This is a genomic window from Cupriavidus sp. TMH.W2 (assembly GCF_050847365.1).
Lineage (GTDB): Bacteria > Pseudomonadota > Gammaproteobacteria > Burkholderiales > Burkholderiaceae > Cupriavidus.
In genome coordinates, this window is record NZ_CP193793.1 from 2,540,974 (window position 1) to 2,566,601 (window position 25,628).

The following is a 25,628-nucleotide window of genomic DNA, read 5'->3' on the forward strand; positions in this document are numbered from 1 at the left end:
GGCTTATTGCGGCAGCACTTCCACCGTCACCGCATAGACGGCGCGGCGCGACCTGGCCTGCTTGAAGGTGGTCTTGTCGTCCTTTACCTCGGCCTCCATCCAGTACATGCCTGGGGCCGGCCACTTGACGCTGAACTTGCCGTCGGCGTCGGTGGTGGCGCTGAACTCCTGCAGCTGGTCGCGGTAGCGGGTGCCGCCCGGCACCACCGAGACCTTCAGGTTGCCGGCGGGCTTGCCGTCGAGCAGCAGGCGGAAGCTGGCGGTGTCGCCCGCGACCAGGTCGTTGGGGTGCGTGATCGGCGCCAGCTCCAGGCCGCGGCCGACGGTGCGCAGGCCCTTGTCGCTGGGCTTGCCGGCGGTGACGAAGGATTCGATGCGGCCTTCGGCCTGGGTGACCTGCAGGTCCTGCGCATTGGGCGGGACTTCGCTGGCGAAGTTCTCGGCGGTGCCGCGCCAGCGCCTGGTCTGGCCGTCGACCTTGTAGCTGGCGAAAAGACCGCTGTTGACCACCGCCACGCGGTACGTGCCCGGCTGGGTCAGGTGCAGGTCGAAGGTGCTGCGGTACTTGCCGGTGGCCGCGTTCTCGGCCTTGACGGCGCTGCCGTCGGGCGCGGTCACCTGCAGGTTGTCGAGCCGCATCGGCACATGCTCGAAATAGAACAGGTCGTTGGAGACGGCGGCGTCCACGGTCACCCACGGATCGCTGCCGGACAGCACGGTGGCCGACGGCAGCAGCCACTGGCGGTGCGCGTGCGCGGCCAGCGGCGCCAGGGCGGCCAGGGCAAGCACGGCGACGCGGGTGGCCATGCGGGAAGAGGCGGTGGACATCAGGGAGGGCTTCATCGTCTGGCTCTGGAAGAAATTACGGCTTCAGTTCGACGGTCACGCCGCCGAGTTCGTGTTCGCCCCTGGCGCGGGCGGTCTGTGCGGCTTGCGGCGGCCACGTGAACGGCACGCGCAGCAGCTCGCGCCCGCCCACTTCACGCGCGGCCTCCACCACCAGCTGGTAGTTGCCCGCGGGCAGCTTGCCCAGCGGCGCCTTGCCGTCGCTGAAGCTCACGCTGTGCTCGCCCGGCGCGCGCGTGGCGCCCGAGATGCCGTCGGCCGGCATGTGCAGGTCGCGCCCGGCCTTGCGCCACCACTGGCGCATGTCCTTGAGCCACTTGGTGCCCTCGCCGTCCTTGTGCTTGCCGTCGTACCAGACCGCCAGGGTCTGCACCGGGCTCTGGTCGGCGCGCTCGACCCACATCGACACATAGGGGCGGTGGTACTCGGCCACGGTCAGGCGCGGGAGTTCGACCTTGACGTTCAGGTCCGTGGCCAGCGCGGGGCCGGCCAGCGGAACCGCGGCCATGCCGGTCAGGGTGACGGAAAGCAGTCGGCGCATATCGGGAGAACCTTGTCAGTGAGATGCAGGGAAGAAAACGGTCGGAACGGTTGACTCAGTGGATAAACAGGATCGCCAGCAGCACCGGCACCACCAGCCCCAGCCCGACCAGCGGCCACGTCGCCACGCGCCCGGCCGCATGCAGCTTGAGCAGGAACAGGCCGGTCACGCTGAAGATCAGGCATGCCAGCGCGAACACATCCAGGAACAGGCTCCACGCGTGGCCCGTATTGCGGCCCTTGTGCAGGTCGTTCAGGTAAGAGATGGCGCCGCGCGTGGTCTTCTCGTACTGGGCTTCGCCGCTGTCGAGTTCGATGCTGATCCAGGCGTCGCCGCCCGGGCGCGGCAGCGCCACGTAGATCTCGTCGGCGGACCATTCGGCCTCGCGCCCGCGGGCGTCGATGTCCAGCGCCTGCGCCAGCCAGTCGGCCAGCGCCGCCGGCACCGGCGCCTTCTTCTCGCGCGCCGGGGCATCGCCGGCCGGCGCCTCGGCCCGCACCTGGTCGAGCACACGCGTGGGCATGGTGGCGCGGCGCGTCTCGACCGCGGGCCTGGCCTCGATCTGCGCGGCGTGGTTGAGCGTGAAGCCGGTGACGGCAAACAGCAGCATCCCGATCAGGCAGATCGCGGCGCTGATCCAGTGCCACTGATGGAGATGCTTGAGCCAGAAGGCACGGCGCTGCTGGCCGGAGGCCGGCTGGGTTTCGGTCATTGCGGTTGGTAGGTGTGCCGCCCCGAGTGGAGGGCTGGCCCTGGAGTCCCTTGTTGCAGAAGCGCCGTCTCGGACACTTCAATGGACTGAGGTTGTGCCATTGCCTGCACAATAGTCGATGAAAAGAGAAGGATAATCGTTCGCATTTGAATGCGCAAATGCCACGCTTCCCGCGCGGGTTACAGTGCATTACAAGTCTGGAGGCGGCGGCGGCAGGCGTTGAGACTGAAGCCAAGTCCGGCGGCCGTTGCCCGGGCTTGTGCTGACATGTGAGCGCTAATTGGCATCAGCGGTTGGCGCTTGCTCGTTCAGGCAACCAGTCCAGCCACCCATCCCGCCACGCCGCTGACCACCACCACCAGCCACGGCGGCAGCTTCCAAACCATCAGCGCCACCAGCGCCAGGGCCACCAGCACGATATCCAGCGGGCCGCGCACCGCGCTGGTCCACACAGGATTCCACAGCGCCGCAAGCAGCAGCCCGACCACGCCGGCATTGACGCCCGCCAGCGCCGCCTGCGCGCGCCGGTTGCGGCGCAGGCTTTCCCAGAACGGCAGTGCGCCGATCACCAGCAGCGCGCCGGGCAGGAAGATCGCCAGCGCGCATAGGAGCCCGCCAGCCAGGCCGGTTGGCGGCATTTGCATCGACGCCCCCAGGAAGGCGGCAAACGTGAACAACGGACCCGGCATGGCCTGCGCCGCGCCATAACCGGCCAGGAAGGTTCCCTTGCCGACCCAGCCCGGGGCTACTACCGCGGCGTCCAGCAGCGGCAGCACCACGTGGCCGCCGCCGAAGACCAGCGCGCCGGCGCGGTAGAAGGCATCGAACACGCGCAGGGCAGGATCGGCGGCCAGCTGGGCCAGCATCGGCAGGCCGGCCAGCAGCGTGGCAAACAGCACCAGGGCCAGCACGCCGGCGCGATGGGTGACCGGCAGGCCCAGCGGTTCATGGGCGCCGGCAAGGGCCGGCCGGACCAGTGCGATGCCGGCGGCCGCGGCGGCGGCCATCACGGCCACCTGTATCCACGGACCCGGCAGCGCCAGCACGGTGCCGGCAGCAATCAGCGTGATGGCGATGCGTGCAGGGCCAATGCACAGGCTGCGCGCCATGCCCCAGACCGCCTGCGCCACCACCGCCACCAGCTTCAGCCCGTGCAGCACACCGGGCGCCGCGGCCATGCCGTAATGTGTCACGCCCAGCGCAAACAAGATCATGAGCAGCGCCGAAGGCAGCGTGAAACCCACCCAGGCTGCCAGCGCGCCGCCGTAGCCGGCACGCGCCAGCCCCAGCGCAATGCCGGTCTGGCTGCTGGCCGGGCCGGGCAGGCACTGGCACAGCGCCACCACGTCGGCATAGGCGGCCTCGCTCATCCAGCGGCGTCGGCGCACCAGTTCCTCGCGGAAATACGCCAGGTGGGCAACCGGTCCGCCAAAGGACGTCAGCCCCAGCCGCAGGAAAACCAGGAAGACGGCAAACGGCCCGTGGTGGCTGCGGCTGTCTTCGGACTGGCTGGGCAAGGTGGCCATATCGTGTGCGGAAGCGGTTGGATTGCGTCATGAGGCAGGCGCCGATTCTGCCGGATTTACGCGCGCGTTGCGCCATCCGAAGGGCAACGGCATGGGCCGGATCTGCCGGCGCAAACAAAAGAGCCGCATAAATCACAATTATAGCGGCGTGATGAAGCCGCTCCACCCTGCCGCACCCATCGCCGGAATTACCCCAATCAAGTTACCCGCCGCCCGCGCCGTTATGTCGCAGACCCACACGCATGCGCCACCGCGAGGCGCAGCGGCAAGGGTCACCGATGAGCAATGCGCAGAGCGCGGAACAAGGAGGAGTAAAAAGCAATGCTGGACAACCTGAGCCTGAAGAAGAAACTGCTGTTACCGCTGGTGCTGAGCTGGATCTGCCTGCTCGGCGTCACGCTGTGGAACGCATGGCAGATCCGCACGCTGCGCCTGGAAGAGCGGCGCCTGGACCTGGTCCATGTCACCGACGCCGCATTCTCGGTGGTGGCCGAGTACGAGGCGCTGGCCAGGGCCGGCAAGCTGACGCAGGACGAGGCCAGGCAGCAGGCCATCGAGCGCGTGCGCGCGATGCGCTACGGCAGCGATGGCTATTTCACGCTGATGCGCTCGGACACCGTGGTGCTGATGCACCCGTTCAAGCCGGAGATGAACGGCAAGGCCATGGAAGGCAGCAAGGACCCCAATGGCGTCTACCTGTTCCGCGAGATCGCCGCGATCGGCAAAGGGTCCGGCAAGGGCTTTATCGAATACCTGTGGCCCAAGCCCGGCGCCGAGGCGCCGCAGCCCAAGCTGAGCTACGTGGCCAACTTCCGCCCGTGGGACTGGAACTTCATCGCGGGCCTGTACCTGGATGACATCGAGGCGGCGTTCCGCGCCGAGCTGATGAAGGCGTTCGGCATCCTGCTGGGGGTCGGGGTGCTGATGTCGCTGGTGATGGTGCGCGTGGCCGCCAGCCTGCAGCGCCAGCTGGGCGGCGAGCCCGCCACCACGGCGCACATCGCCGGGCGCATTGCCGAAGGCGACCTGGGCAGCCATGTCGAGGTGCGCGCTGGCGACGAGCACAGCGTCCTATATGCGGTGCATCGCATGCAATCGCGCCTGACCGGGGCGATCGGCAGCATCCGCGGCTCCGCCGATTCGATCGCGGGCGCGGCCAAGCAGATCGCTGCGGGCAACGCCGACCTGTCGCGCCGCAGCGAGGAGCAGGCCGCGTCGCTGGAGGAGACCGCCGCCAGCATGGAGCAGCTCACCAGCACCGTGCGCCAGAGCGCCGAGAATGCGCGCCAGGCCAGCCACCTGGCCGAAGGCGCCTCGGACATCGCCGTGCGCGGCGGCACCATCGTCAGCCAGGTGGTGGACACCATGGGCGAGATCAAGAACGCCTCGGGCAAGGTGGTCGACATCATCGGCGTGATCGAGGGCATTGCCTTCCAGACCAACATCCTGGCGCTCAACGCGGCGGTAGAGGCGGCGCGTGCCGGCGACCAGGGCCGCGGCTTCGCCGTGGTGGCCGGCGAGGTGCGCACGCTGGCGCAGCGCAGCGCCACCGCGGCCAAGGAGATCAAGGCCCTGATCGGCAACTCGGCGCAACGCGTGGACGACGGCGCGGTGCTGGTCGAGAGCGCCGGCAAGGCAATGGGCGAGATCGTCGACGCGGTCAAGCGCGTGACCGACCTGATGGGCGAGATGCGTGCGGCCACCGAAGAGCAGACCGGCGGCATCGAGCAGGTCAACCAGGCCGTGTCGCAGATGGACCAGATGGCGCAGCAGAATGCCGCGCTGGTGGAAGAGGCCGCGGCTGCCGCCGCATCGCTGGAAGGCCAGGCCGAGGCGCTGCACCGCGCCGTCGGCCAGTTCCGGCTGGCGGGGGCCTGACGGACGGGGCCTTTGCGTGTCACATGAGCGTCATGCGGCTGCAATGCCTGCGTGTATGATGAAGCGCAGCCGGCCGCACAGGCGGCCGGCTCGGCATCGGATTCCTGTCGCGGACCACCACCGGGAGCGCACCATGACGGCATTCATTGGCACCGTGTTCGTTGGCCTTATCGTCGGACTCATCGCCCGGGCAGTAAAGCCCGGCGACGACAAGATGGGTTGGATCATGACCATCGTCCTGGGGATCCTCGGCTCGATCGTGGCAGGCTATGTCGGCCGCGCGCTGGGCTGGTACCAGCCAGGGCAGCCCGCAGGATGGATCGCGTCGGTGGTCGGCGCGATCGTGCTGCTGGTGATCTACGGCATGGTTCGCCGCAAGGGCTGACCGGCGGGGCGCACGCCGGTGGCGTCCTGCGCGTCGGCCAGCGCCGGCGTGTCCGGCGCGCGCGCGGGGCCGGCAGGGCTGGCCGGCGCGGGCGACACCCTGGGCACAACCTGAGCCTGGGCCTGCGGTGCGCCGGGCACGGACTCGGTCAGCGTCGGCACGCGCGGGGCGCGCAGCCCCGGCGACGTATCGCGGCAACGCAGCAGCGCGCGGTCGCCGCCCGGCGCCATCGCCGAGATCTGCGGCGCGATCGCGCGCAGCACCCTGACCGCCAGCGCGCTGGTATAGCTGTAGCGCGCCGCGTAAGGTTCCCTGGCATTGACCACCACCGTGCCGAAGAAGCGGTCACCGAGCGTGAACACGAAGGTCGCAGAGCGGTTGACCGAGCGCGATGCAATCAGCCGCCCGCCCGGCCCGTAGACCTGGAAGCGCTGGTCGCCGGTGCCGGTCTTGCCCGCCACCGTCAGCGTGGCGCCATGGCGGCCCGGCATGGTGAATGCACCCTGGATCGACCTGGCGGTGCCGCCTTCCACCACATCGAGCATGGAGCGCCGCACCACCATGGTCAGCTCTTCCGACAGCAGGCGCTTGCCCGGCGCCGGCTGCAGCACGTAGCGCGTGGCGTAGGGCGTGCCATCGGCAAAGGCGAGGCTGTACACCGCGGCGTTCTGCGAGGCCATCCCGCCTGACAGCAGGATGCCCGCCAGTTCCGCCAGCGCCGCCGGGCGGTCGCCCGAGGCGCCGATGGCGCTGGCATAGGACGGCGTCAGCGAGTCGAACGGATAGCCCAGCCGCTGCCAGCGCCGGGCAATGCGCGCGAAGGCGTCCTGCTCCAGCAGCGTGCGGATGCGGTTGTCCTGGCCCGCCTTGCTGTGCGTCTTGAACAGCCACTTGTACACTTCCTGGCGCTCGGCGGTGCTGGCGCGCAGGATCTCCGATAAGGTGGCGCCAGGGTGCTGGTCCAGGTACTCCACCATCCACAGTTCCAGCGGATGCACCCGCGACAGGTAGCCGCGGTCGTTCAGGTTGAACTTGTCCTTGCCGTACTTGCGGTACAGCGCCGGCAGGTCTACCTTGGCCAGCTGCTTGTCGCCCAGGCGCGCGCGCATGATGCGGACATAGCTTTCCTCATCCAGGTCCGGCCGCGCGCTCAGCAGCGTCACCGACATGCGCACCGCGTTCAGGTGCGGCAGGGTCATGCGCACCCGGCCCAGCAGCGTGTCCAGGCGCTGCGCCGAATCCTTGCCGCGGTAGCGCTGGTAGAAGCCGGTCATGTAGGCGCTGCCTTCCTGGTCGGCGAAGCGCTCCAGGTACTCGCGCCGGCCGGGCGCGTTGCGGTCCTCGAACAGGTCGCCCATGTCAGGCTTGGCATGGAACATCTCATAGCGCACGATGTCGCGCATCATGCGGATGAACACCAGGTTGACCGAGTGCTGGAAGCCCATGCGCACGGTCATGATGCGCTCACCCTCCCAGCGCTCGAAATTGCTGAAGCTCTGCAGGCCGCCGCCGGTGTAGAAGCCTTCGCCGGCACTGCCGGAGTACTTGCGCTCCATGGCGGCCTCGAGCATCGGCATCAGTTCGCGCTCTTCCGGCGTGCGCGTCTTCATCAGGTAGTCCACCGCCCAGCGGCTGAGCGCGTCCTGGCGCGCCAGGTGCACTCCAGCCAGCTCGGCGCGGCTCATGCCGGCGTAGCGCGCGTGCAGTTCGCTGATGATCTCCAGGTAGGACACCAGCGTGCGCAGCTTGGCCGTGGAACCCAGGTTCAGGCGCGCGCCGCTGTTGATATCGAAGGGCTGGTCGATATTGTCGGCCTGCACGCGCACCACGCTGGCGTTGCCCACGCGCTCGTACAACGTGAAGCTGGTCATCAGCTTGGACGGGTCGTCGTTGTCGCGCAGCAGGTTGTGGCCGTACAGGCCCATGGCGCGCGCGTCGTCCTTGTTGTTCACGCGCTGCAGCGTCTCGGTGATGAGGCGCTGCGCTTCGCGGTTGATGGTGCTGTCCACGGTCAGGTCGAGCCGGTCCATGTCGTAGCGGCTCTGCACCCCGGTCAGCCGGCTGATATCGGTGCGCACGCGGTTGACGGCCTTGCGCGTGACAAAGGGCTCCTGCGGCGGGTGCCGCGGCGGCGCGGCCTTGTCCAGCGGCTGCGCCAGCGCGGCGTCGCGCAGCTCGGGCGTGATGATGTTGTTGGCCGCCAGCAGGCGCAGGTAGCTGCCGGTCAGCGCATCCAGGTTGGTGTCGTCGCGGCGCAGGTGGTAGGACGGGCGGCGCTGCGAGATGATCAGCGACAGCGCGCGCTTGAAGGCTTGCGCCTGGCGCGGTTCCGGGGCGCGCACGTCCATTTCCTTCAGCAGCCGGTTGACCTCGCCGAAATCCTCGCCGTACCAGACCCACAGCGCATCGCCGATGCCGTTGATCTCGCCAAAGCCCTCGCGCGCCGACAGTGGCACGGTGTTCAGGTAGTCCACCACGATGCGCTCGCGCGCGCGCTGGGTGTCGGGCCCGTCCAGGTAGGCGCGCAGCGACGCCGATGCCATCTGCCGGAATTTTTCCGGGATCGACGCCGTGCGCCCTTCGGGCGAGTGCCGGTATTTCTCGATCTGCGTGGCCAGCGTGCTGCCGCCGGGCGCGTCATGCGACTTGTCGGCCAGCCGGATCACCTGGTCCAGCACCGCGCGCGACAGCCGGCGCCAGTCCAGCGCGGGGTTCATATTGGGGTATTCGGGGTTCAGCAGGCCCTGGTTCTCGACATACAGCAACGCGCTCACCAGCACCGTCGGCACCGCGCCGAAGTCGGGGTACTGGCGCTGCGGATAGCGTTCGAACGCCAGCGTCAGGCCATTGCAGTCGCGCAGCAGCAGGCCCGCCTGGTTCTTTTCCCGGTAGGGCGTGAACAGGCCTTCGTCGATCATCCGCACCATGTCGGGCGACATGCGCGCCTGTTCGGCGGGCACGTAGCCGCGCTGCTCCAGCCGGTGCGCAAAGCGCGGCAGCTGGCCGTAGCCCATGCGGGCGTCGTAAGGTCCGGAATGCGGAAACCGGATGCTGTCGCTGGCCCCCGGCTGGATCTCGAACGTCAGCCGCTGCCCCAGGCTGCCGATCAGCCGTGCCTGCAAGTGCGAGTTGCGCACTTCGCCTGCGACCAAGCTATACACGACATAGGCGCCCCCGCCAAGGGCGACCGCCAAGCCAGCGAAGATCCAGCCACGACGCGACACGTTTGGGCTTCCCTGTTGGGCCGATGCAGCGCGCAAAGGTCTTCGTGCACCGGCTCGAAGCGCAATGTTCTCGCGGCGCGCGCATTGCGCGCGCCGCCTGTATTGATATTAGTAGGAGTCGCGCCAGGGTGCATCAAGCGCGCGCGCGGTCTGTGTGCCGTTGCAAACGAGCGTCACCGCAGGCAACGCCCGCGCCACATTGGCCCGTCCGAAAGGTGACGCCGGATTATCGGACAGCCGGCGCGCGCACTACCGGCCTGCCGCCAAACGGGTAGCCGGGATCGTTGTAGCCGTGCGTCGAGGCATGCCCCGGCGACACCAGCGCATCGATCATCGATTCCTCCTCGGGCGTGATCGCAACGCCGAGCGCGCCGAAGTAGTCCTCGAACTGCGCCAGCGTGCGCGGCCCCGCGATGACCGACGAGATAATCGGATTGGCCAGCACCCAGGCGGTGGCGAACTGGCCCGGTGTCAGCCCGCGCGCCTCGGCATGGGCCTTGAGCCGTTGGGCGATGACCAGCGATTCTTCGCGGAACTCGGTTTCCATGATGCGGCGGTCGGCACGGCCCGCGCGCGTGCCCTCGCCCGGCGCCTGCCCCGGCGCGTACTTGCCGGTGAGCACGCCGCGCGCCACCGGGCTGTAGGGCACCACCCCCAGGCCATAGTGCTCGCACGCGGGCAGGATCTCTACTTCCGGCATCCGGTTCAGCAGGTTGTAGTACGGCTGGCACGCCACCGGGCGGGGCACCCCCAGTTCGCCGCACAGCCGTGCGATTTCGGCGATGCGCCAGCCGCGGAAGTTCGATACCGCCCAGTAGCGGATCTTGCCGCTGCGGACCAGGTCGCCCATCGCCCGCACCGGCTCTTCGAGGTTCTCGCCGGGATAGTCGCGGTGCAGGTAGAGGATGTCGATGTAGTCCGTCGCCAGCCGGTGCAGGCTGTCCTCGACGGCGCGCGTGATCCACACCCGGGAGTAATGCCCGTGGTTGGGCGCAGCCTGCATGGCGTTGCCGAGCTTGGTGGCGAGCACCCAGTCGTGGCGGTTTGCGGTCAGCAGGCGCCCGACCATCTGCTCGGACGCGCCCTTGGTGTACACGTCGGCGGTATCGATGAAGTTGACGCCGTGGTCGCGCGCGCTGGCAACGATGCTGGCCGCCCCGGCCTCATCGGTCTGGTCGGCGAACATCATGGTGCCCAGGCACAGCGCCGAGACGCGCAGGTTGCTGGCGCCGAGGCGGCGGTAGGGCATGGAGGTATCTGGCATGGTGGCTCCCTTGGGTGGCGTACCCCACATTCTGCCGGCTCCTGGCCTGGCTTGCAGAATGCGCCGGCGCGCGCGCCCGCGACCTCAGGTACGCGTGGAGTTACCGGGGAGCCGGCGCGCCTGGCTGCGCTTGCGGTACTCCTCCCGTCCCACATATGCCGCCGCGGCGGCCACCATGATGGCCAGGCCGTACCAGGTAAGCGCGTAGCCCAGGTGGTTATTGGCGAAGACCGTCACCGTCAGCCCGCCCACCGGCCAGGCCTTCGGGTCGGCGCCGGCCGGCGGCGGCACCGCCTCGGCATCGATGAAATACGGCGCAACCTGGCCCAGGCCGCGGCGCGCGGCAATCGCCGCCACATCGCGCGAGAACCACTGGTCATGGGCAGCGTCATTGTGGCGCAGGAAACCGGTGCCAGGTTCGCTCATGCGCAGCAGGCCGACCACCTCGCCGGTGCCGCCCCCGGCAGGCGCCACCCGCCCGCGGAACGGCTCGGCCACGAAGCCGCGGTTGACCAGCACGGTACTGCCGTCGGCCATGCGCAGCGGCGTCACCACCCAGTAGCCGCCCCCCTGTTCAGTCACCGCCTGGACCAGGGTCTGCTTGTCGTCGAGGAAGGTGCCGCTGGCGCGGATACGCCGGTACTCGCCGGCGGCCTTGCTCAGCGCTGGCCATGCGGCGGGCGCGGGCGCCGCCACCGGCGGCGCGTGGACGCGTTCCGCCACCTGGCCTATCAGGCCGAGCTTCCAGGCGCGCCGCTCGATCTGCCAGTTGCCCAGGGCAACCAGGCCGGCAATGGCCGCCGCGGCAAAGATCGCCAGCGCGGCCAGCCATGCCGGCGAGAGGGGCCTGGATGATTCAGGGCGCGTCGTTTCGACCGGCGCGGCGCGGTCTTGAGTGGAACCGGTCAAGGCAAGTTCTTTGTGGTCTGCATGCCCGGCATCATATTGGAATTCAGGTGGAACATCACCCAGAGCGTGCCGGTCAGCGCGATCACTACCAGCACCAGCGTGAAGATCAGCGCCAGCATGTTCCAGCCGCCTTCTGACTTGGCGTTCAGGTGCAGGAAGTAGATCATGTGCACCACGATCTGCACGGCGCCGAGCGCCAGCAGCACCATGGCGGTGGTGCTGGACTTGTCGAACACCTTGCCCATCACCAGCCAGAACGGGATCGCGGTCAGGATCACCGACAGCACAAAACCGGTCATGTAACCGCTCAGCGAGATATGGATCTCGCTCTCACCGTGGCCATGGCCGTGCCCGTGGGCGTCCAGCGAGTTGTCGTGCGCGCTCATGGCAGCACTCCCATCAGGTAGACGAAGGTAAAGACGCCGATCCAGACCACGTCCAGGAAGTGCCAGAACATGGACAGGCACATCAGGCGGCGCTTGTTTTCCGGAATCAGGCCGTGGCGGCCCACCTGTGTCATCAGCGTGATCAGCCACACGATGCCGAAGGTCACATGCAGGCCGTGGGTGCTGACCAGCGCGAAGAACGATGTCAGGAAGCCGCTGCGCTGCGGCCCGGCGCCCTCGCCCACCAGGTGCACGAACTCGTAGATCTCCACGCTGAGGAAGGCGGCCCCCAACACCCCGGTGACGGCCATCCAGCCCAGCGTCGCCCCGATCCGGCCGCGCTGCGTCTCCAGCATGGCAAAGCCGTAGGTGATCGACGACAGCAGCAGGAACGAGGTGTTCAGCGCCACCAGGGGCAGTTCGAACAGCTCGGCGCCGGAAGGGCCGCCCGCGTAGTTGCGGCCCAGCACGCCGTAGGCGGCAAACAGGCAGGCAAAGATGAGGCAGTCGCTCATCAGATACAGCCAGAAGCCGAGCAGCGTGCCGTTGGGCACGTGGTATTCCTCGGCCATGTAGAAGCGCATCTCGGCGGGCTGCACCGGTTCGCGCGGCGGCAGGGTGTCCTGCGCGCGCGCGCCACCGCCGGCGGGGAAGGGGGCGACGGTATCAGCCATGGCTCGCCAGCAGCGCGGTGCGCTCTGCCTCCGTGCGGTTGACCGCGTCGGCCGGAATATAGAAATCGCGCTTGTAGTTGAAGGTATGGCCGATGGCGGTAAGGATCGTCGCCGCGAAGGCCAGCACCACCAGCCACCAGATATGCCAGATCAGCGCGAACCCGCACAGCGTGCTGAGGCCGGCCAGGATGATGCCGGCGCCAGTGTTCTTCGGCATGTGGATCGGGATGAAGCCCTGCGCGGGGCGCTGGTAGTGATGCATCTTCATCTGCCACCAGGCGTCGCTGTCATGCACCACCGGCGTAAAAGCAAAGTTATAGGACGGCGGCGGCGACGACGTCGACCATTCCAGCGTGCGGCCGTTCCAGGGGTCGCCGGTGGCATCGCGCAGGGATTCGCGGCGCATGAAGCTCACCACCAGCTGGATCAGGAAGCAGCCGATGCCCAGCGCGATCAGCAGCGCGCCCAGGCCCGCCAGCTGGAACCAGATCTGCAGCGAGTGGTCCTCGAAATGGCTCATGCGCCGGGTCACGCCCAGCAGCCCGAGCACATAGAGCGGCATGAACGCCAGGTAGAAGCCGACCAGCCAGAACCAGAACGAGCACTTGCCCCAGAACGGATCCAGCTTGTAGCCAAAGGCCTTGGGGAACCAGTAGGTGATGCCGGCCATCAGCCCGAACAGCACGCCGCCGATGATCACGTTATGGAAATGCGCGACCAGGAACAGGCTGCCGTGCAGCGAGAAATCCGCCGGCGGCACCGCCAGCAGCACGCCGGTCATGCCGCCGATCACGAAGGTGACCATGAAGCCCACCGTCCACAGCATCGGCACCTCGAAGCGGATGCGCCCGTGGTACATGGTGAAGAGCCAGTTGAACAGCTTCGCCCCGGTCGGGATCGAAATGATCATGGTGGTGATGCCGAAGAACGAATTGACGCTGGCCCCCGAGCCCATGGTGAAGAAGTGGTGCAGCCAGACCAGGTACGACAGCACCGTGATCACCACCGTGGCATACACCATCGAGGCATAGCCGAACAGTCGCTTGCTGCAGAAGGTGGCCACCACCTCGGAGAACACGCCGAACACCGGCAGGACCAGGATATACACCTCGGGGTGGCCCCAGATCCAGATCAGGTTCACATACATCATGGCGCTGCCGCCCAGGTCGCTGGTGAAGAAGTTCATCCCCAGGTAGCGGTCGACCGCCAGCATCGCCAGCGCAGCCGTCAGCACCGGAAAGGCGGCAATGATCAGCACGTTGGTGCACAGCGCGGTCCAGGTGAAGATCGGCATGCGCATCAGGTTCATGCCGGGCGCGCGCATCTTGACAATGGTCACCAGCAGGTTGATGCCGGACAACACGGTTCCGATGCCCGCCACCTGCAACGACCACAGGTAGTAGTCCACCCCCACATCCGGACTCTGCAGGATGCCGGACAAGGGCGGATACGCCAGCCACCCGGTGCGCGCGAACTCGCCAACGAACAGCGACATCATCACCAGAATGGCCCCGCCCGTGGTCATCCAGAAGCTGAAGTTGTTCAGGAACGGAAACGCGACGTCGCGCGCGCCGATCTGCAGCGGCACCACGAAGTTCATCAGGCCGGTGACCAGCGGCATGGCCACGAAGAAGATCATGATCACGCCGTGCGCCGTGAAGATCTGGTCATAGTGGTGCGGCGGCAGGTAGCCCAGGTTGTCGCCGAAGGCAATGGCCTGCTGGATGCGCATCATGACGGCATCGGCAAACCCGCGCAGCAGCATCACGATGCCCAGGATCACGTACATGATGCCGATCTTCTTGTGGTCGATGCTGGTGAACCACTCGCGCCAGAGATAGCCCCAGGCCTTGAAGTACGTCACCGCCCCGGCCAGCGCCAGACCGCCGATCACCACGGCGATGAAGGTAGCCAGCAGGATGGGCTCGTGCAGCGGAATCGCCTCCCAGGTCAGGCGGCCGAAGAGCTGCGTGGCGAGTTCGGATCGCTCCGGCATGTGAGTCTCCAGGACAACAACGGCGTTCTACAAAGGCATCCTCTGGTGGCTGCCGGCCGGCTAGCGCAGCAGCCTTTCGGCGCCGGCCACGGTGACGCCGACCGGCTCGCCAGGCGTGTTGCTGGCCGTGCACACGGCTCCCGTCAGGCCCCGGGCACGGCGCGAATCGAGGGCCATCAAGTCTTTCTGGCAGACCTGCCCGGCCTGCACGCAGCGGTTCAGGATGGCGTCGAACAGATCCGTGGCCACACTGGCATAGCGCCGCACCGGCTCGCGTTCGCTGGGCTGCTCCAGTTGCGTGTAGGTGGCGCGCGACAGCGCTGTGCCTTCGGCCTTGACCTTCTGCACCCAGCGGCTGAATTCCTCATTGCTCAGGCCGTGGAACCGGAACCGCATGTGCGAGAAGCCTGCGCCGCTGTAGTTGGCCGAGAAGCCCTCATAGACGCCGGGCTCGTTGATGACCGCATGCAGCCGGGTCTCCATGCCCGGCATGGCATAGACCTGGCCCGCAAGGGCGGGGATGAAGAAGGAGTTCATCACGCTGGAGGCCGTGATCTTGAAGCGGATGGGCCGGTCGACGGGCGCGGCAAGCTCATTGACCGTGGCAATGCCTTGCTCCGGATAGAGAAAGAGCCACTTCCAGTCCAGTGCCACGACCTCGACGGTCAGCGGCTGAACATCCACCGGCAGCGAGCGGTTTTCGTCCAGCCGGCTCAGCGGCTGGTAGGGGTCCAACTTGTGCGTGCTGACCCAGGTCACGGCGCCCAGTGCAATGATGATGAGCAGCGGGGCGGACCAGATCAGCAGTTCGAGCACGGTGGAATGATCCCAGTCCGGGTTGTAGGGCGCGTCCTGGTTGGAGGCCCGGTACCGCCACGCGAACAGCAGGGTCAGCACGATCACCGGAACGATGATCAGCAGCATCAGACAGGTGGATATGATGATCAGATCACGTTGCCGGACAGCAAGGTCACCGGCCGGCGCCAGCAGCACGGCGTTGCAGCCGCTCAGTGCCAGCATGACTGGCAGCAGCAACAACCAGCGGATCGGGCGGCGCAATGTCATTGTCGGACCGGGAGATCGCATAGCCTTGGAAGTCCGCATCATTTGTACGCCGGCGCATACGTGACTTAGACTGTTCTGAGCAACTATGGCAGTTTAGGCGCTCAGGTGCCATTCTTCATGGGGCAATTTGCAGTGCCATCCTCACAAAGGAAGGGAGGTATGCCGATGACCAGCGTGACCCGCCAGCACCGGGCGTCTCCCTCGGCACCTCCGGCGCCCGGCGCCGCACACGTCGCACCGGCGGAAATCGCCACCGGCGTGGTGATCGGCCGCGCTTCGGAGTATTTCGATTTCTTCGTCTACGGCATCGCGTCGGTGCTGGTCTTCCCGACCGTCTACTTTCCATTCACCGGGCGGCTGGAAGGGATCCTCGATGCGTTTGCGATTTTTGCGCTGGCGTTTATCGGACGGCCATTCGGCACCGCGCTGTTCATGCGCATCCAGCGCCGGTGGGGCCGCAGCATCAAGCTGACCGCGTCGTTGTTCCTGCTCGGCACCGCGACCGTGGGCATTGCCTTCCTGCCCGGCTATGCCACGCTCGGGCAAACCTCGATCATCCTGCTGGCGGTATTCCGGACGCTGCAGGGCATCGCCTTTGGCGGCTCATGGGATGGGCTGCCGTCGCTGCTGGCGCTCAATGCGCCACCGCAGCGCCGCGGCTGGTACGCGATGATGGGACAGCTCGGCGCGCCCACCGGCTTTATCGTGGCCGGCTCGCTGTTTCTGTTCCTGATCGCCAGCCTGGAGGTCCATGAGTTCCTGGAGTGGGGCTGGCGCTATCCCTTCTACGTCGCCTTCGCGATCAACGTCGTGGCGCTGTTTGCGCGCCTGCGCCTGGTGGTGACGAACGAATACACGCAACTGCTGGACGAGGACGAGCTTGAGCCCATCAGCACCACGGAAATCGTGAAGAAGCAGGGGTACAACCTGCTGCTCGGCGCATTTGCCGCGCTGGCCAGCTATGCATTGTTCCACCTCGTGACCGTGTTTCCGTTGTCGTGGGTGGCGCTGCATGGCACGCAGCCGATCACAGATGTGCTGGCCATCCAGATCGCGGGCGCGGTGATCGGCATTGTCGGCACCATTGCATCTGGCTGGATCGCGGACCGCATCGGCCGGCGCACGACGCTTGGCCTGATGGCGATCCTGATCGGCATCTTCAGCCTGTTCGCGCCCTGGCTGATGGGTGGCGGCCCGGCGCGGCAGGACCTGTTCATCCTGATCGGCTTCGGCCTGCTCGGCTTGTCGTACGGGCAGGCGGCGGGGGCCGTCACGTCGAACTTCGAGCGCCGGTATCGCTACACCGGTGCGGCACTGACCACCGATATGGCCTGGCTGTTCGGCGCCGCGTTCGCGCCGCTGGTTGCGCTCGGCCTGTCCGTGGAGTTCGGGCTGATTGCGGTCAGCGGCTATCTGCTTTCGGGGGTTGCCTGCACCTTGCTTGCCCTGCGGATCAACCGCGCACTGGGGACGCAGGACTGATCGGCGCGCGCGCCGTCAGCCTGCGTTCGGGGATTTGCACCGGCCATTTGGCTAAAGAATCGGTGAAAATCACCGATATATATTGTCGTGCCGGCAATATCGACGGCAGTCAGCCATATTCCCCTGGCTTGCGCGGGCGCGGTGTCAAGCAGACGACGCGAGGAATAATTTCTGAAATTTCCGAACAGTTGCGAACATGGCTGCGCCGGCGCCCCCCAATCGAGGGGCATCCGCGGCTGGCTGCGGCTTTACGGGCAATCGGCGTGGCGAGGTAACGCGCTTCGGGCCACAGCCAGATAAGCATTTTCGCCACAGTAGCAACATTTTTGACATTCTCACCGCGGCGATCTGAGTAAAATGACGCCCGCAAAAATCCCAACTTTTCACCGTTGATATTTCCAGCCGGAATCATGAATCGCCACGCCTGCCTGTTCGCTTGCCAACGCCTGCACGGCGGGGCGGCGTTCGGGCGCGCGGCCAGCGCGAAAGGCCGGCAGGCATGACGGCTGGCATCGGCAAGGAGAACGGCGGCGTGGCGCTGGCCTTCGGCATTCGTGCCTGGTCGGCCTGGGCCGATGGCCTGCAGGCGCAGCACGACTGGCGGGCCTGGAGCGCCGAGCCGCACCTGCCGGCGCCGGTGGCGCAAGCCCCGGCCTTGCCGGCAATGGCCGCCATGCTGCGCCGGCGCCTGCCCCTGCTGGGCCGGGTGGCGCTGGCCTCGGCCTATGCCTGCGCAGTGGGCGAGGCCGAGCATGCGGAAGTCCCCGCGGTCTTTGCCTCGCGCCACGGCGATACCAGCCGGCTGGTGGCCATGCTGACGGAGTTGGCGGCCGCCGAGCCGCTGTCGCCGACCGCGTTCGGGCTGGCGGTCCACAACGCGACCGGCGCGGTACGCTCGATCGACCTCGCCGACATGAACAACCTGCAGTCGCTGTCCGCGGGGCGCGACACCGTGGAAACGGCCGTGCTGGAGGCCTGCAGCCTGCTGGCCGACGGCGCGCCCGAGGTCCTGCTGGTCAACTATGACGCGCCGGTGGCCGCGCCCTATGCCGCGTTCGAGGACGAACCCGGCTCCCTGTACAGCTGGTGCTGGCGCCTCGGCGCCCCGCGCGCGGGCGAGCCCTGGTACACGCTGACCCTGTCCGACGAGCCCGCCGGGGCGCCGGCGCCGCAGCTTCCCCATGGCCTGGACGTGCTGCGCTTCGTGGTGGCCGGCGACACCCGGCTGCGCTATCGGGGCGAGCGCGCCACGTGGCAGTGGCAGCGCCATGGTTGAGCGGCTCGATCGTGTCTGGCGCGTGTGCGCCACCGGCCTTTGCTTTTCCGGGTTCGGGCTGGGCGGGCTGGTGCTGCGGGTGCTGGTGTTCCCCATGCTGGCGCTGGCGCCATGGAGCGCGGTGCAGCGGCAGCGCGTGTGCAAGGATGTGATCCGCCGCGCGTTCCGGCTGTTCCTGTGGCTGATGCGCACGGTGGGCGTGATCGGCTATGAGGTGCGCAACGCGCAGCGGCTGCGCCGCCAGGGGCTGCTGATCGTCGCCAATCATCCGTCGCTGATCGACGTGATCTTCCTGATTGCGCTCGCGCGCCGCGCCGACTGCGTGGTCAAGGCCGGCCTGGCGCGCAACCCGTTCACGCGCGGGCCAGTGCTGGCCACCGGCTATGTCCGGAACGATTCCGGAGCCGCGATGGTGCAGGACTGCATTGCCTCGCTGCGCGCGGGCAACAACCTGGTGATCTTTCCGGAGGGCACGCGCACCCCGGCCGACGGCAGCCTGCGGCTGCAGCGCGGCGCCGCCAACATCGCGGTGCGCGGCGGCTTTGCGCTGACGCCGGTGATCATCCGCTGCGAGCCGCCCACCCTGCGCAAGGGCGACAAGTGGTACCGCGTGCCGGTGCGCCGGCCGCGCTATGTGATCGATGTGCGCGAGGACATCGACACCAGGCAGCTGGCCGACGCCGGTGCCGACGACACCATCGCCGTGCGCGCGGTCACGCTGGCATTGACCGATTATTTTTTCAGGGAGATACGCCGTGAAGGCGCTTGAACAAGAAATCAAAGAACTGATCGTCTCGTCGCTATCGCTCGAGGACGTGGCGCCCGACGATATCGACACCGATGCGCCGTTGTTCGTCGAGGGCCTCGGCCTGGATTCGATCGATGCGCTGGAGCTCGGGCTGGCGCTGCAGAAGCGCTTCGGCATCTCAATGAGCGGCGACAAGGACGTGGTGCGCAGCCACTTTGCCAGCGTTGCGGCGCTGGCGGCCTTCGTGACCGCGCAGCGCGCCGAGCAGGCCGCGGCCTGAAGCGTCCGACCTGATCCCATCGAGTACCCTGACCCCTTCAAGCTGGTAGGCATGGCCATGACCCACGACGACATCTTTGCGCGAGTTTCGGCAGTCCTGCAGGACTCCTTTGAAATCGAAGCGGACCGCATCCGGCCGGAAGCCCGGCTCTACGAGGACCTGGACATCGACAGCATCGACGCGGTGGACCTGCTGGTCAAGCTCAAGCCGATGCTGGACAAACCCCTCAAGCCCGAACAGTTCAAGTCCGTGCGCACCATTCAGGATGTGGTGCAGGCACTGGCACTGCTGATCGACTCCGATTCCGCCGCGACCGCCTGATGTTCTGGCGCACCTGGACCCTGGGCGCGCTCACGCTGTGCTACCCGGTCGCGGTCTTCGTCGGCCTGCAGCACTGGCCGCCCCGCATGGTGGCGCTGCTGCTGGTCGCGCTGCTGGGGCTGCGGCTGGCCGCCGCGCGGCACGCCGGCTGGCGCCTGCTGGCGCTGGCCGCGGCCGCGCTCGCGCTGGTGGTGTTCGCCTCGGGCGAGGCGATGCCGCTCAAGCTGTACCCTGCGCTGGTCAATGCGGTGCTGCTGGCCGTCTTCGGCTGGAGCCTGTGGCGCGGACCCAGCGTGGTGGAGCGCATCGCGCGCCTGCGCGAACCCGCGCTGCCGCCGTCGGGCGTGGCCTACACGCGCAAGGTCACCGCCGCGTGGTGCCTGTTTTTCGGCGTCAACGGCACGCTGGCCATCGGCACGGCGCTGCTTGCCAGTGACCGGGTCTGGGCGCTGTACAACGGCGCCATTGCCTACGTGCTGATCGGCGCCATGTTCGCCGGCGAGTGGCTGGTGCGCCGGCAGGTCATGGCAGGAGGGCGGCATGGCTGAGACCCTGCCGCACGCCGTGTGGATCGAAAGCAGCGGGCACGCCGCCGCGGCCATGCTCGATGTCCGCGCGCACTTGGCCATCTTCGACGGGCACTTCCCCGGCTCGCCGGTCGTGCCCGGCGTGGCGCAGGTCGACTGGGCCATGGCGCTGGCCCCCCAGCGCCTGCCGGTGCCGCCGCGCGAACGCTTCCTGCGCCTGGACGTGCTCAAGTTCCAGGGCATCATCCGCCCCGGCAGCCGGGTGCGGCTGGATCTCGAATGGCTACCGGACAGGCTGGCGCTGGCGTTCCGCCTGAGTTCAGCATCGGGCCCGCACGCCAGCGGCCGCATCGTCTTCAGGAGCGAGCATGGCTGACGCCGACTTCCGGCCCGTGGTGCTGGTGCCGGTCTACAACCACGAGCGCGCCATCGGCGCCATGGTCGATGCGATCCTGGCCCACCCGGTGCCGTGCCTGCTGGTCGACGACGGCAGCAACGCCGCATGCGCGGCAGTCTTGCGCGGCCTCGCGGCACGCCAGGACGGCCGCATCACCCTGGTCCGCCTGGAACAGAACCAGGGCAAGGGCGCGGCCGTGACCGCCGGCTTCGAGGCCGCCTGGCGCGCCGGCTATACACACGCGCTGCAGATCGACGCGGACGGCCAGCATGATGCCGGCTGCATTCCCGCCTTTCTCGACATGGCGCGCCGCCACCCGGCGGCCATGGTGTGCGGCAACCCGGTCTACGACGCCTCGGTGCCCCGCGGGCGCCTGATCGGCCGCTACCTGACCCATGTCTGGGTCTGGGTCCATACCCTGTCCTTCTCAGTCCGTGATTCGATGTGCGGGCTGCGGGTCTACCCGCTGGGCGACGTGGTGCCGCTGACACGCGCGGCGCGGATCGGACCGCGCATGGAATTCGATATCGAGATCCTGGTGCGGCTGGTCTGGCGCGGGGTGCGCATCATCAATATCCCCACGCCGGTGACCTACCCCAGCGACGGCGTCTCGCACTTCCGGGTCTGGCGCGACAACCTGCGCATCTCCTGGATGCACACGCGCCTGTTTTTCGGCATGCTGCGCCGCCTGCCGGTGCTGATGGGACGCAAGCTGGCATGAGCGCGACCGCACCCGGCGCGGCGCCCGCCGCGCGCCACTGGAGCCGCATCGGCGAAGCCACCTGCGTGTGGGGCGTCTGGTGCCTGTACGCAGTCCATCGCCTGTTCGGGCGCCTGGCCTTCCGCGCGGTGCTGTACCCGGTGGTCACCTACTACTGGCTCGCGCACGGCGCCGCGCGCCGTGCCTCGCTCGACTACCTGCGCCGCGTGCACCACGTGAGCGGCGCGGTGGGCCCTGCCCCCGGCGCGCGCCACACGCTGCGCCACCTGTATGCGTTTGCGGACACGCTGCTCGACAAGCTGCTGGCGATCGGCGGGCGCTATGCCTTCGGCAATGTCACGCGCGAAGGCGCGGAGGTGATGCTGCGCCAGATCGAAAGCGGCCAGGGCGGCATCGTCGTCACCGCCCATATGGGCTGCCTGGAGCTGTGCCGTGTGCTGGCGCGCCATCGCCGCGGCCTGCGCCTGACGGTGCTGGTGCATACCGCGCATGCGCAGCGCTTCAACCGCATCCTGTCGCGCATTGATCCCGGCGCCACGCTGCAGTTGTACCAGGTCGACGAGATCTCGCCGGCCACCGCGCAGGAACTGGCCGACAAGGTCCGCGCCGGCGAATTTGTCGCCATTGCCGGCGACCGCGCCCCGGCCCATGGCGGACGCGCCGTCAGCGTGCCGTTCCTGGGCGCGCCGGCGCGCTTCCCGGTCGGCCCGTACGTGCTGGCCGCGCTGATGGACTGCCCGCTGTTCGCGATGGGCTGCATCCGCCACGGCGACGGCCACCTGCTGCGCTTTACCGAACTGGCGCGCAGCGCGCGCCTGCCGCGCACGGGCCGCGCCGAGGCGCTGGCCGGCTACGCCGGCGCCTATGCCGACTGGCTGGCCGAACTGCTGGTGCTGTCGCCCTATGACTGGTTCAACTTCTACGATTTCTGGGCCGACCCCGACGCCACCGCCGGACGCGCGCCCTGAGCTGCGTCGTACCGCGCCATCGACTGCCATCCACCGTGCCATGACCCCAGACCTCAGCCACGACATCACCCTGAGCCCCGCCTTCCACGACCTCGACCCGATGGACGTGGTGTGGCACGGCAACTATGTGCACTACCTGGAGCAGGCGCGCTGCGCGCTGCTGGCGCGCTTTGGCTACGACTATCCCGCCATGCGCGATTCCGGCTATGCCTGGCCGGTGGTCGACCTGCGCCTGCGCTACGTGCGCCCGCTGGTCTACGGCCAGGCCGTGACCGTGCGCGCCACCATCGTCGAGTGGGAGAACCGGCTCAAGATCGATTACCTGCTGCGCGACGCGGCCACCGGCGCACGCCTGACCAAGGGCTATTCGGTGCAGGTAGCGGTGGACATGCGCAACGGCGAGATGTGCTACGAGTGCCCGCCGGTGCTGTGGCAGCGACTGGGGGTGCACCCATGAGGCGCCGCACCTTGCTGGCCGCGGCCACACTGGCCGCCTGCCTGGCCGGGCCGGCGGCCCAGGCCGCTCAGTCCGCCAATGCGCTGGACGCAATCTCCGCACGCCTGGCCGATGCGCCAATCATCCACGGCCGCTTCGAGCAGCAGCGCCAGCTGGCCGGCTTCACCAATGCGCTGGTATCACGCGGCGACTTCGTGCTGGCGCGCGACCGCGGCCTGGCGTGGACCACGCGCGAGCCAATCTTGTCGAGCCTGCTGGTCACGCCCACGCAGCTGGTGGTGCGCGGTGCCGATGGCCAGGTGCAGCAGCGCGTGGCCGCCGACGCCCAGCCAGCCATGCGCGTGGTCGGCGAATCGATGATCGCGGTGCTGCGCGGCGACCTGTCGGCGCTGTCGGCGCGCTTTGCCATCGACGCGCGGCTGGCCGGCAAGGACGGCTGGGCGTTGACGCTGACGCCGACCGACAGCGGCATACGCCGCGCCTTCGCGCGCATCGAGCTCGCCGGCGACCGCTTCGTGCGCAGCATCCGGCTGGAAGAGGCCGGCGGCGATGCCACCCGGATCCGTCTGATCGAGCCCGCGGCCGCGCCGCGCCTGTCCGCCGCGGAGGTCCAGCGCTTTGAGTGATTCGGCCAACCGCGCGAGCACCGGGGCACGCGCCGCCACGGGCATGGCATCGCTTGCGCGCGTGCTGGCGCTTGCCTGGCTGGCCATCGTCCTTGGCCTGGCCCTGCACCAGGCCAGCTTCTGGCGCAGCGCCCGCGTCGATACCGACGTCATGGCGCTGTTGCCCGGCAGCGAGCGCACCGCCACCGCCGACCGCGTGCTGCGCCAGCTGGCTGATGGCGTCTCGCGCGAGATCATCGTGCTGGTCGGCGCGCCCGACTGGCAGCGGGCCAGGGCGGCCGCGCAGCGCTTCGGCCAGGCCGCCGGCGCGCATCCCGGGCTGCTGCGTCCGGTCGACAAGATCGCCGCATTCGACTTCGATGCCGCGCTGGCGTTCTACCGGCCGTGGCGCGACCACCTGCTGACCGACAGCCAGCGCGCCACGCTTGGCCGCGCCGATGCGGACACGCTGGCGCAGCAGGCGCTGGCGCGGCTGTACCAGTTCTCGGCCGGCGCCAGCCTGTCGGGCTGGTCCGCCGACCCGCTCGGGCTGTGGCAGGACTGGTGGCTGTCACGCGCCGACCTGACCCGCGTGCGCGAGCGCGACGGCTTGCCGGCCTTCTGCGCCGAAGGCCTGCACTGGGTGCTGCTGACCTATCGCATCAGCAAGCCCGCGTTCTCGGTCAGCGGCGCTACCGACTATGGCGACCTGCTGGCGCGCGCCGACATCAGCGCGCGCGCCGGGCAGGACACGGTGCGCGTGGTGATGGCCGGCATTCCGCTGCATGCCGAAGCCGCGGCGGCGCAGGCCAGCATCGAGATGAACGTGATCGGACTGGGCTCGCTGGCCGCGGTGCTGCTGCTGGTATGGCTGGCCTTCCGCTCGCTGCGCCCGATCGTGCTGGTGGCGCTGTCGCTGCTGATCGGCACCGCCGCGGCGATCTCGGTAACCGCCGCCGTGTTCGAGCGCGTGCACCTGATCACGCTGGTGTTCGGCGCCAGCCTGGTGGGCGTGGCCGAGGACTACGGCATCCACTACTTCGTGACCCGCCAGGCCGATGGGCGGCGCACGCCGGCAGGGGTGATGCGCCGGCTGCTGCCCGGCATGACGCTGGCGCTGTCCACCAGCGTGGTTGCCTACCTGGCGCTGGGCATCGCGCCGTTCCCGGGGCTGCGGCAGATGGCGCTGTTCTCCGCCGCGGGCCTGCTGGCGGCGTTCCTGACCGTGGTACTGTGGTTCCCGCTGCTCGACCGCGGCAGCCTGCGGCCAACGCGGCTGTCGGCGTGGCTGGCCCGGAGCCTGGCACGCTGGCCGCGCGTGCGCGCCGACCGCCGCACGCTGCTGCTGGCGGCGGCGCTGGCAGCCTTTATCGTGCCGGGCCTGTTGCAGGTGAAGGTAGTCGACGACTTGCGCCAGCTGCAAAGCTCGCCGCCCGCGCTGATCGAAGCGCAACGCACCGCCGGGCGCCTGCTCGGCAGCCCCAGCCCCGCGCAGTTCCTGCTGGTGCGCGGCGCGTCCGCCGACCAGGTGCTGCAGCGCGAAGAAGCCGCCAAGGCGGCGCTGGCGGGAATCGTGGCGCAGGGCGGGCTGGGCGGCTTTGTCGCCCTGTCCGACTGGGTGCCCTCCGCGGCACGCCAGCGGGCCGATGCGGCGCTGGCCGCGCCGCTGGAGGCACAGGTGCGCGAGCGCATTGCGCAGCTGACGGGCTCGTCCACCGCCCCTGCCGCGCGCGGCATGGCCGCCCCGCAAGCGGTGCTGACCCTGCAGGCGTGGCTCGCGCATCCGGTCTCGGAGGCCTTGCGCCACCTCTGGCTGGGCCGTGAAGACAAGGACAGCAAGGACGGCGGTTTCGCCAGCGTGATGCTGCTGCGCGGCCTGGACGACCCCAGGACCATGCCGAAGGTGGAGGCCGCCGTGGCCGGCGTGCCGGGGGTCGAATGGGTCGACCGGGTGGCGGACCTGTCCGGCTTGCTGCACCATTACCGCGTGCTGATGACCTGGCTGCTGCTGGCCGGCGCCGTCGCCGTCAGCGTGCTGCTGGCGTGGCGCTACGGCCGCGCCGCGTGGCGCGCGCTGGTCCCGACCTTGCTCGCGGCGCTTTTCAGCGTGGCGCTGCTGGGCTGGATGCAGGTGCCGCTGCAGTTGTTCCCGGTGCTGGCGCTGGCCTTGCTGCTGGGCGTCGGCGTCGACTATGGCATCTTCTTGCTGGAACACCCCGGCGATGGCGTATCGTGGACCGCCATCGTGCTGGGGGCGGCCAGCACCCTGCTGGCATTCGGCCTGCTGGCGCTGTCGTCCACGCCCGCGCTGCATGCGTTCGGCGTCACCATGCTGGCCGGCGTCGGCGCGGTCTGGGTGCTGTCACCGTGGTTCCGGCCGCCGGCGCCGGCGGGCGACGCGCATGACAGGCCCTGACAGCCGCAAGGATTCGCGCCCCCA

General features: G+C 68.5%; 26 protein-coding genes. 14 read left to right on the forward strand and 12 right to left on the reverse strand.

Features of this window, described 5'->3' with window-relative positions:
• Positions 1 to 3: 3 nt before the first annotated feature.
• From ACREYQ_RS28925 to chrA, 4 genes are all read right to left on the reverse strand, one after another.
• Entirely contained in the window at positions 4 to 843 is an 840-nt protein-coding gene (locus ACREYQ_RS28925) for a DUF4198 domain-containing protein (RefSeq protein WP_432261389.1), read from the reverse strand.
• A 19-nt stretch (positions 844 to 862) separates the two neighbouring features.
• Positions 863 to 1,387: a DUF2271 domain-containing protein gene (locus ACREYQ_RS28930; protein WP_432261390.1), complete on the reverse strand. Its 525-nt coding sequence runs from the start codon at positions 1,385 to 1,387 to the stop codon at positions 863 to 865.
• Between the two features lie 55 nt (positions 1,388 to 1,442).
• On the reverse strand, positions 1,443 to 2,099 hold the full coding sequence (locus ACREYQ_RS28935; RefSeq protein ID WP_432261391.1) for a PepSY-associated TM helix domain-containing protein: 657 nt from the start codon (positions 2,097 to 2,099) through the stop codon (positions 1,443 to 1,445).
• A gap of 308 nt (positions 2,100 to 2,407) precedes the next feature.
• Positions 2,408 to 3,625 (reverse strand): chromate efflux transporter, encoded by a 1,218-nt coding sequence (gene chrA / locus ACREYQ_RS28940; protein ID WP_432261392.1) that lies wholly within the window; start codon positions 3,623 to 3,625, stop codon positions 2,408 to 2,410.
• A gap of 321 nt (positions 3,626 to 3,946) precedes the next feature.
• Here chrA and ACREYQ_RS28945 point away from each other — a divergent pair, with 321 nt between their 5' ends.
• On the forward strand, positions 3,947 to 5,503 hold the full coding sequence (locus ACREYQ_RS28945) for a methyl-accepting chemotaxis protein (protein ID WP_432261393.1): 1,557 nt from the start codon (positions 3,947 to 3,949) through the stop codon (positions 5,501 to 5,503).
• Positions 5,504 to 5,636: 133 nt separating this feature from the next.
• Positions 5,637 to 5,888, forward strand: a complete 252-nt coding sequence (locus ACREYQ_RS28950; RefSeq protein WP_432261394.1) for a GlsB/YeaQ/YmgE family stress response membrane protein — start codon at positions 5,637 to 5,639, stop codon at positions 5,886 to 5,888.
• Here the strand turns inward: ACREYQ_RS28950 and ACREYQ_RS28955 are convergent.
• The 7 genes from ACREYQ_RS28955 to cyoA form a co-directional block, all read right to left on the reverse strand.
• Entirely contained in the window at positions 5,861 to 9,112 is a 3,252-nt protein-coding gene (locus ACREYQ_RS28955; protein ID WP_432261395.1) for a transglycosylase domain-containing protein, read from the reverse strand. The genes ACREYQ_RS28950 and ACREYQ_RS28955 overlap by 28 nt on opposite strands.
• 226 nt (positions 9,113 to 9,338) lie before the next feature.
• Positions 9,339 to 10,376 carry an aldo/keto reductase gene (locus ACREYQ_RS28960; protein WP_432261396.1) on the reverse strand — a complete coding sequence of 346 codons (1,038 nt, stop codon included), beginning with the start codon at positions 10,374 to 10,376 and terminating at the stop codon, positions 9,339 to 9,341.
• A gap of 84 nt (positions 10,377 to 10,460) precedes the next feature.
• Positions 10,461 to 11,285, reverse strand: coding sequence for an SURF1 family protein (locus tag ACREYQ_RS28965; protein ID WP_432261397.1), 825 nt, complete (start codon positions 11,283 to 11,285; stop codon positions 10,461 to 10,463).
• Positions 11,282 to 11,671 (reverse strand): cytochrome o ubiquinol oxidase subunit IV, encoded by a 390-nt coding sequence (gene cyoD / locus ACREYQ_RS28970; RefSeq protein WP_432261398.1) that lies wholly within the window; start codon positions 11,669 to 11,671, stop codon positions 11,282 to 11,284. Before cyoD ends, ACREYQ_RS28965 begins: the two co-directional genes overlap by 4 nt.
• On the reverse strand, positions 11,668 to 12,345 hold the full coding sequence (cyoC, locus tag ACREYQ_RS28975; RefSeq protein WP_432261399.1) for a cytochrome o ubiquinol oxidase subunit III: 678 nt from the start codon (positions 12,343 to 12,345) through the stop codon (positions 11,668 to 11,670). Before cyoC ends, cyoD begins: the two co-directional genes overlap by 4 nt.
• Positions 12,338 to 14,341 (reverse strand): cytochrome o ubiquinol oxidase subunit I, encoded by a 2,004-nt coding sequence (gene cyoB, locus ACREYQ_RS28980; protein WP_432261400.1) that lies wholly within the window; start codon positions 14,339 to 14,341, stop codon positions 12,338 to 12,340. Before cyoB ends, cyoC begins: the two co-directional genes overlap by 8 nt.
• A gap of 60 nt (positions 14,342 to 14,401) precedes the next feature.
• Complete coding sequence (gene cyoA / locus ACREYQ_RS28985) at positions 14,402 to 15,406, reverse strand: ubiquinol oxidase subunit II (protein WP_432261401.1); 1,005 nt, start codon at positions 15,404 to 15,406, stop codon at positions 14,402 to 14,404.
• Positions 15,407 to 15,571: 165 nt separating this feature from the next.
• Here cyoA and ACREYQ_RS28990 point away from each other — a divergent pair, with 165 nt between their 5' ends.
• Complete coding sequence (locus ACREYQ_RS28990; protein WP_432262684.1) at positions 15,572 to 16,888, forward strand: MFS transporter; 1,317 nt, start codon at positions 15,572 to 15,574, stop codon at positions 16,886 to 16,888.
• 109 nt (positions 16,889 to 16,997) lie between these two features.
• Here the strand turns inward: ACREYQ_RS28990 and ACREYQ_RS28995 are convergent, their stop codons facing one another.
• On the reverse strand, positions 16,998 to 17,300 hold the full coding sequence (locus ACREYQ_RS28995; RefSeq protein WP_432261402.1) for a hypothetical protein: 303 nt from the start codon (positions 17,298 to 17,300) through the stop codon (positions 16,998 to 17,000).
• Between the two features lie 87 nt (positions 17,301 to 17,387).
• Here ACREYQ_RS28995 and ACREYQ_RS29000 point away from each other — a divergent pair, with 87 nt between their 5' ends.
• The 11 genes from ACREYQ_RS29000 to ACREYQ_RS29050 are packed head-to-tail and all read left to right on the forward strand — an operon-like array spanning position 17,388 to position 25,604.
• Positions 17,388 to 18,164, forward strand: a complete 777-nt coding sequence (locus ACREYQ_RS29000; RefSeq protein ID WP_432261403.1) for a beta-ketoacyl synthase chain length factor — start codon at positions 17,388 to 17,390, stop codon at positions 18,162 to 18,164.
• The gene (locus ACREYQ_RS29005) at positions 18,157 to 18,933 is read left to right on the forward strand and encodes a lysophospholipid acyltransferase family protein (RefSeq protein WP_432261404.1); all 777 of its coding nucleotides are present in this window, start codon (positions 18,157 to 18,159) and stop codon (positions 18,931 to 18,933) included. Before ACREYQ_RS29000 ends, ACREYQ_RS29005 begins: the two co-directional genes overlap by 8 nt.
• On the forward strand, positions 18,920 to 19,192 hold the full coding sequence (locus ACREYQ_RS29010) for a phosphopantetheine-binding protein (protein WP_432261405.1): 273 nt from the start codon (positions 18,920 to 18,922) through the stop codon (positions 19,190 to 19,192). Before ACREYQ_RS29005 ends, ACREYQ_RS29010 begins: the two co-directional genes overlap by 14 nt.
• A 57-nt stretch (positions 19,193 to 19,249) precedes the next feature.
• Positions 19,250 to 19,513: an acyl carrier protein gene (locus ACREYQ_RS29015; protein ID WP_432261406.1), complete on the forward strand. Its 264-nt coding sequence runs from the start codon at positions 19,250 to 19,252 to the stop codon at positions 19,511 to 19,513.
• The gene (locus ACREYQ_RS29020; protein ID WP_432261407.1) at positions 19,513 to 20,061 is read left to right on the forward strand and encodes a hypothetical protein; all 549 of its coding nucleotides are present in this window, start codon (positions 19,513 to 19,515) and stop codon (positions 20,059 to 20,061) included. Before ACREYQ_RS29015 ends, ACREYQ_RS29020 begins: the two co-directional genes overlap by 1 nt.
• Positions 20,054 to 20,416 carry a hypothetical protein gene (locus ACREYQ_RS29025; protein ID WP_432261408.1) on the forward strand — a complete coding sequence of 121 codons (363 nt, stop codon included), beginning with the start codon at positions 20,054 to 20,056 and terminating at the stop codon, positions 20,414 to 20,416. The genes ACREYQ_RS29020 and ACREYQ_RS29025 overlap by 8 nt, the downstream gene beginning before the upstream one ends.
• Positions 20,409 to 21,158, forward strand: a complete 750-nt coding sequence (locus tag ACREYQ_RS29030; RefSeq protein ID WP_432261409.1) for a glycosyltransferase family 2 protein — start codon at positions 20,409 to 20,411, stop codon at positions 21,156 to 21,158. Before ACREYQ_RS29025 ends, ACREYQ_RS29030 begins: the two co-directional genes overlap by 8 nt.
• A complete protein-coding gene (locus ACREYQ_RS29035; RefSeq protein ID WP_432261410.1) occupies positions 21,155 to 22,126 on the forward strand; it encodes an acyltransferase in 972 nt (323 codons plus the stop codon). The genes ACREYQ_RS29030 and ACREYQ_RS29035 overlap by 4 nt, the downstream gene beginning before the upstream one ends.
• 40 nt (positions 22,127 to 22,166) lie before the next feature.
• Positions 22,167 to 22,583 (forward strand): acyl-CoA thioesterase, encoded by a 417-nt coding sequence (locus tag ACREYQ_RS29040; RefSeq protein WP_432261411.1) that lies wholly within the window; start codon positions 22,167 to 22,169, stop codon positions 22,581 to 22,583.
• Entirely contained in the window at positions 22,580 to 23,209 is a 630-nt protein-coding gene (locus ACREYQ_RS29045) for an outer membrane lipoprotein carrier protein LolA (protein ID WP_432261412.1), read from the forward strand. The genes ACREYQ_RS29040 and ACREYQ_RS29045 overlap by 4 nt, the downstream gene beginning before the upstream one ends.
• Positions 23,202 to 25,604, forward strand: a complete 2,403-nt coding sequence (locus tag ACREYQ_RS29050; protein ID WP_432261413.1) for an MMPL family transporter — start codon at positions 23,202 to 23,204, stop codon at positions 25,602 to 25,604. The genes ACREYQ_RS29045 and ACREYQ_RS29050 overlap by 8 nt, the downstream gene beginning before the upstream one ends.
• Positions 25,605 to 25,628 lie beyond the last annotated feature (24 nt).

What these genes read in the sequence shown, in the direction of transcription:
- ACREYQ_RS28925 (WP_432261389.1), bottom strand. Translation starts at nt 843, where the DNA reads ATGAAGCCCTCCCTGATGTCCACCGCCTCTTCCCGCATGGCCACCCGC.
- ACREYQ_RS28930 (WP_432261390.1), bottom strand. Translation starts at nt 1,387, where the DNA reads ATGCGCCGACTGCTTTCCGTCACCCTGACCGGCATGGCCGCGGTTCCG.
- ACREYQ_RS28935 (WP_432261391.1), bottom strand. Translation starts at nt 2,099, where the DNA reads ATGACCGAAACCCAGCCGGCCTCCGGCCAGCAGCGCCGTGCCTTCTGG.
- chrA (WP_432261392.1), bottom strand. Translation starts at nt 3,625, where the DNA reads ATGGCCACCTTGCCCAGCCAGTCCGAAGACAGCCGCAGCCACCACGGG.
- ACREYQ_RS28945 (WP_432261393.1), top strand. Translation starts at nt 3,947, where the DNA reads ATGCTGGACAACCTGAGCCTGAAGAAGAAACTGCTGTTACCGCTGGTG.
- ACREYQ_RS28950 (WP_432261394.1), top strand. Translation starts at nt 5,637, where the DNA reads ATGACGGCATTCATTGGCACCGTGTTCGTTGGCCTTATCGTCGGACTC.
- ACREYQ_RS28960 (WP_432261396.1), bottom strand. Translation starts at nt 10,376, where the DNA reads ATGCCAGATACCTCCATGCCCTACCGCCGCCTCGGCGCCAGCAACCTG.
- cyoD (WP_432261398.1), bottom strand. Translation starts at nt 11,671, where the DNA reads ATGAGCGCGCACGACAACTCGCTGGACGCCCACGGGCACGGCCATGGC.
- cyoC (WP_432261399.1), bottom strand. Translation starts at nt 12,345, where the DNA reads ATGGCTGATACCGTCGCCCCCTTCCCCGCCGGCGGTGGCGCGCGCGCG.
- cyoB (WP_432261400.1), bottom strand. Translation starts at nt 14,341, where the DNA reads ATGCCGGAGCGATCCGAACTCGCCACGCAGCTCTTCGGCCGCCTGACC.
- cyoA (WP_432261401.1), bottom strand. Translation starts at nt 15,406, where the DNA reads ATGACATTGCGCCGCCCGATCCGCTGGTTGTTGCTGCTGCCAGTCATG.
- ACREYQ_RS28990 (WP_432262684.1), top strand. Translation starts at nt 15,572, where the DNA reads ATGACCAGCGTGACCCGCCAGCACCGGGCGTCTCCCTCGGCACCTCCG.
- ACREYQ_RS28995 (WP_432261402.1), bottom strand. Translation starts at nt 17,300, where the DNA reads ATGATTCCGGCTGGAAATATCAACGGTGAAAAGTTGGGATTTTTGCGG.
- ACREYQ_RS29000 (WP_432261403.1), top strand. Translation starts at nt 17,388, where the DNA reads ATGACGGCTGGCATCGGCAAGGAGAACGGCGGCGTGGCGCTGGCCTTC.
- ACREYQ_RS29005 (WP_432261404.1), top strand. Translation starts at nt 18,157, where the DNA reads ATGGTTGAGCGGCTCGATCGTGTCTGGCGCGTGTGCGCCACCGGCCTT.
- ACREYQ_RS29015 (WP_432261406.1), top strand. Translation starts at nt 19,250, where the DNA reads ATGACCCACGACGACATCTTTGCGCGAGTTTCGGCAGTCCTGCAGGAC.
- ACREYQ_RS29020 (WP_432261407.1), top strand. Translation starts at nt 19,513, where the DNA reads ATGTTCTGGCGCACCTGGACCCTGGGCGCGCTCACGCTGTGCTACCCG.
- ACREYQ_RS29025 (WP_432261408.1), top strand. Translation starts at nt 20,054, where the DNA reads ATGGCTGAGACCCTGCCGCACGCCGTGTGGATCGAAAGCAGCGGGCAC.
- ACREYQ_RS29030 (WP_432261409.1), top strand. Translation starts at nt 20,409, where the DNA reads ATGGCTGACGCCGACTTCCGGCCCGTGGTGCTGGTGCCGGTCTACAAC.
- ACREYQ_RS29035 (WP_432261410.1), top strand. Translation starts at nt 21,155, where the DNA reads ATGAGCGCGACCGCACCCGGCGCGGCGCCCGCCGCGCGCCACTGGAGC.
- ACREYQ_RS29040 (WP_432261411.1), top strand. Translation starts at nt 22,167, where the DNA reads ATGACCCCAGACCTCAGCCACGACATCACCCTGAGCCCCGCCTTCCAC.
- ACREYQ_RS29045 (WP_432261412.1), top strand. Translation starts at nt 22,580, where the DNA reads ATGAGGCGCCGCACCTTGCTGGCCGCGGCCACACTGGCCGCCTGCCTG.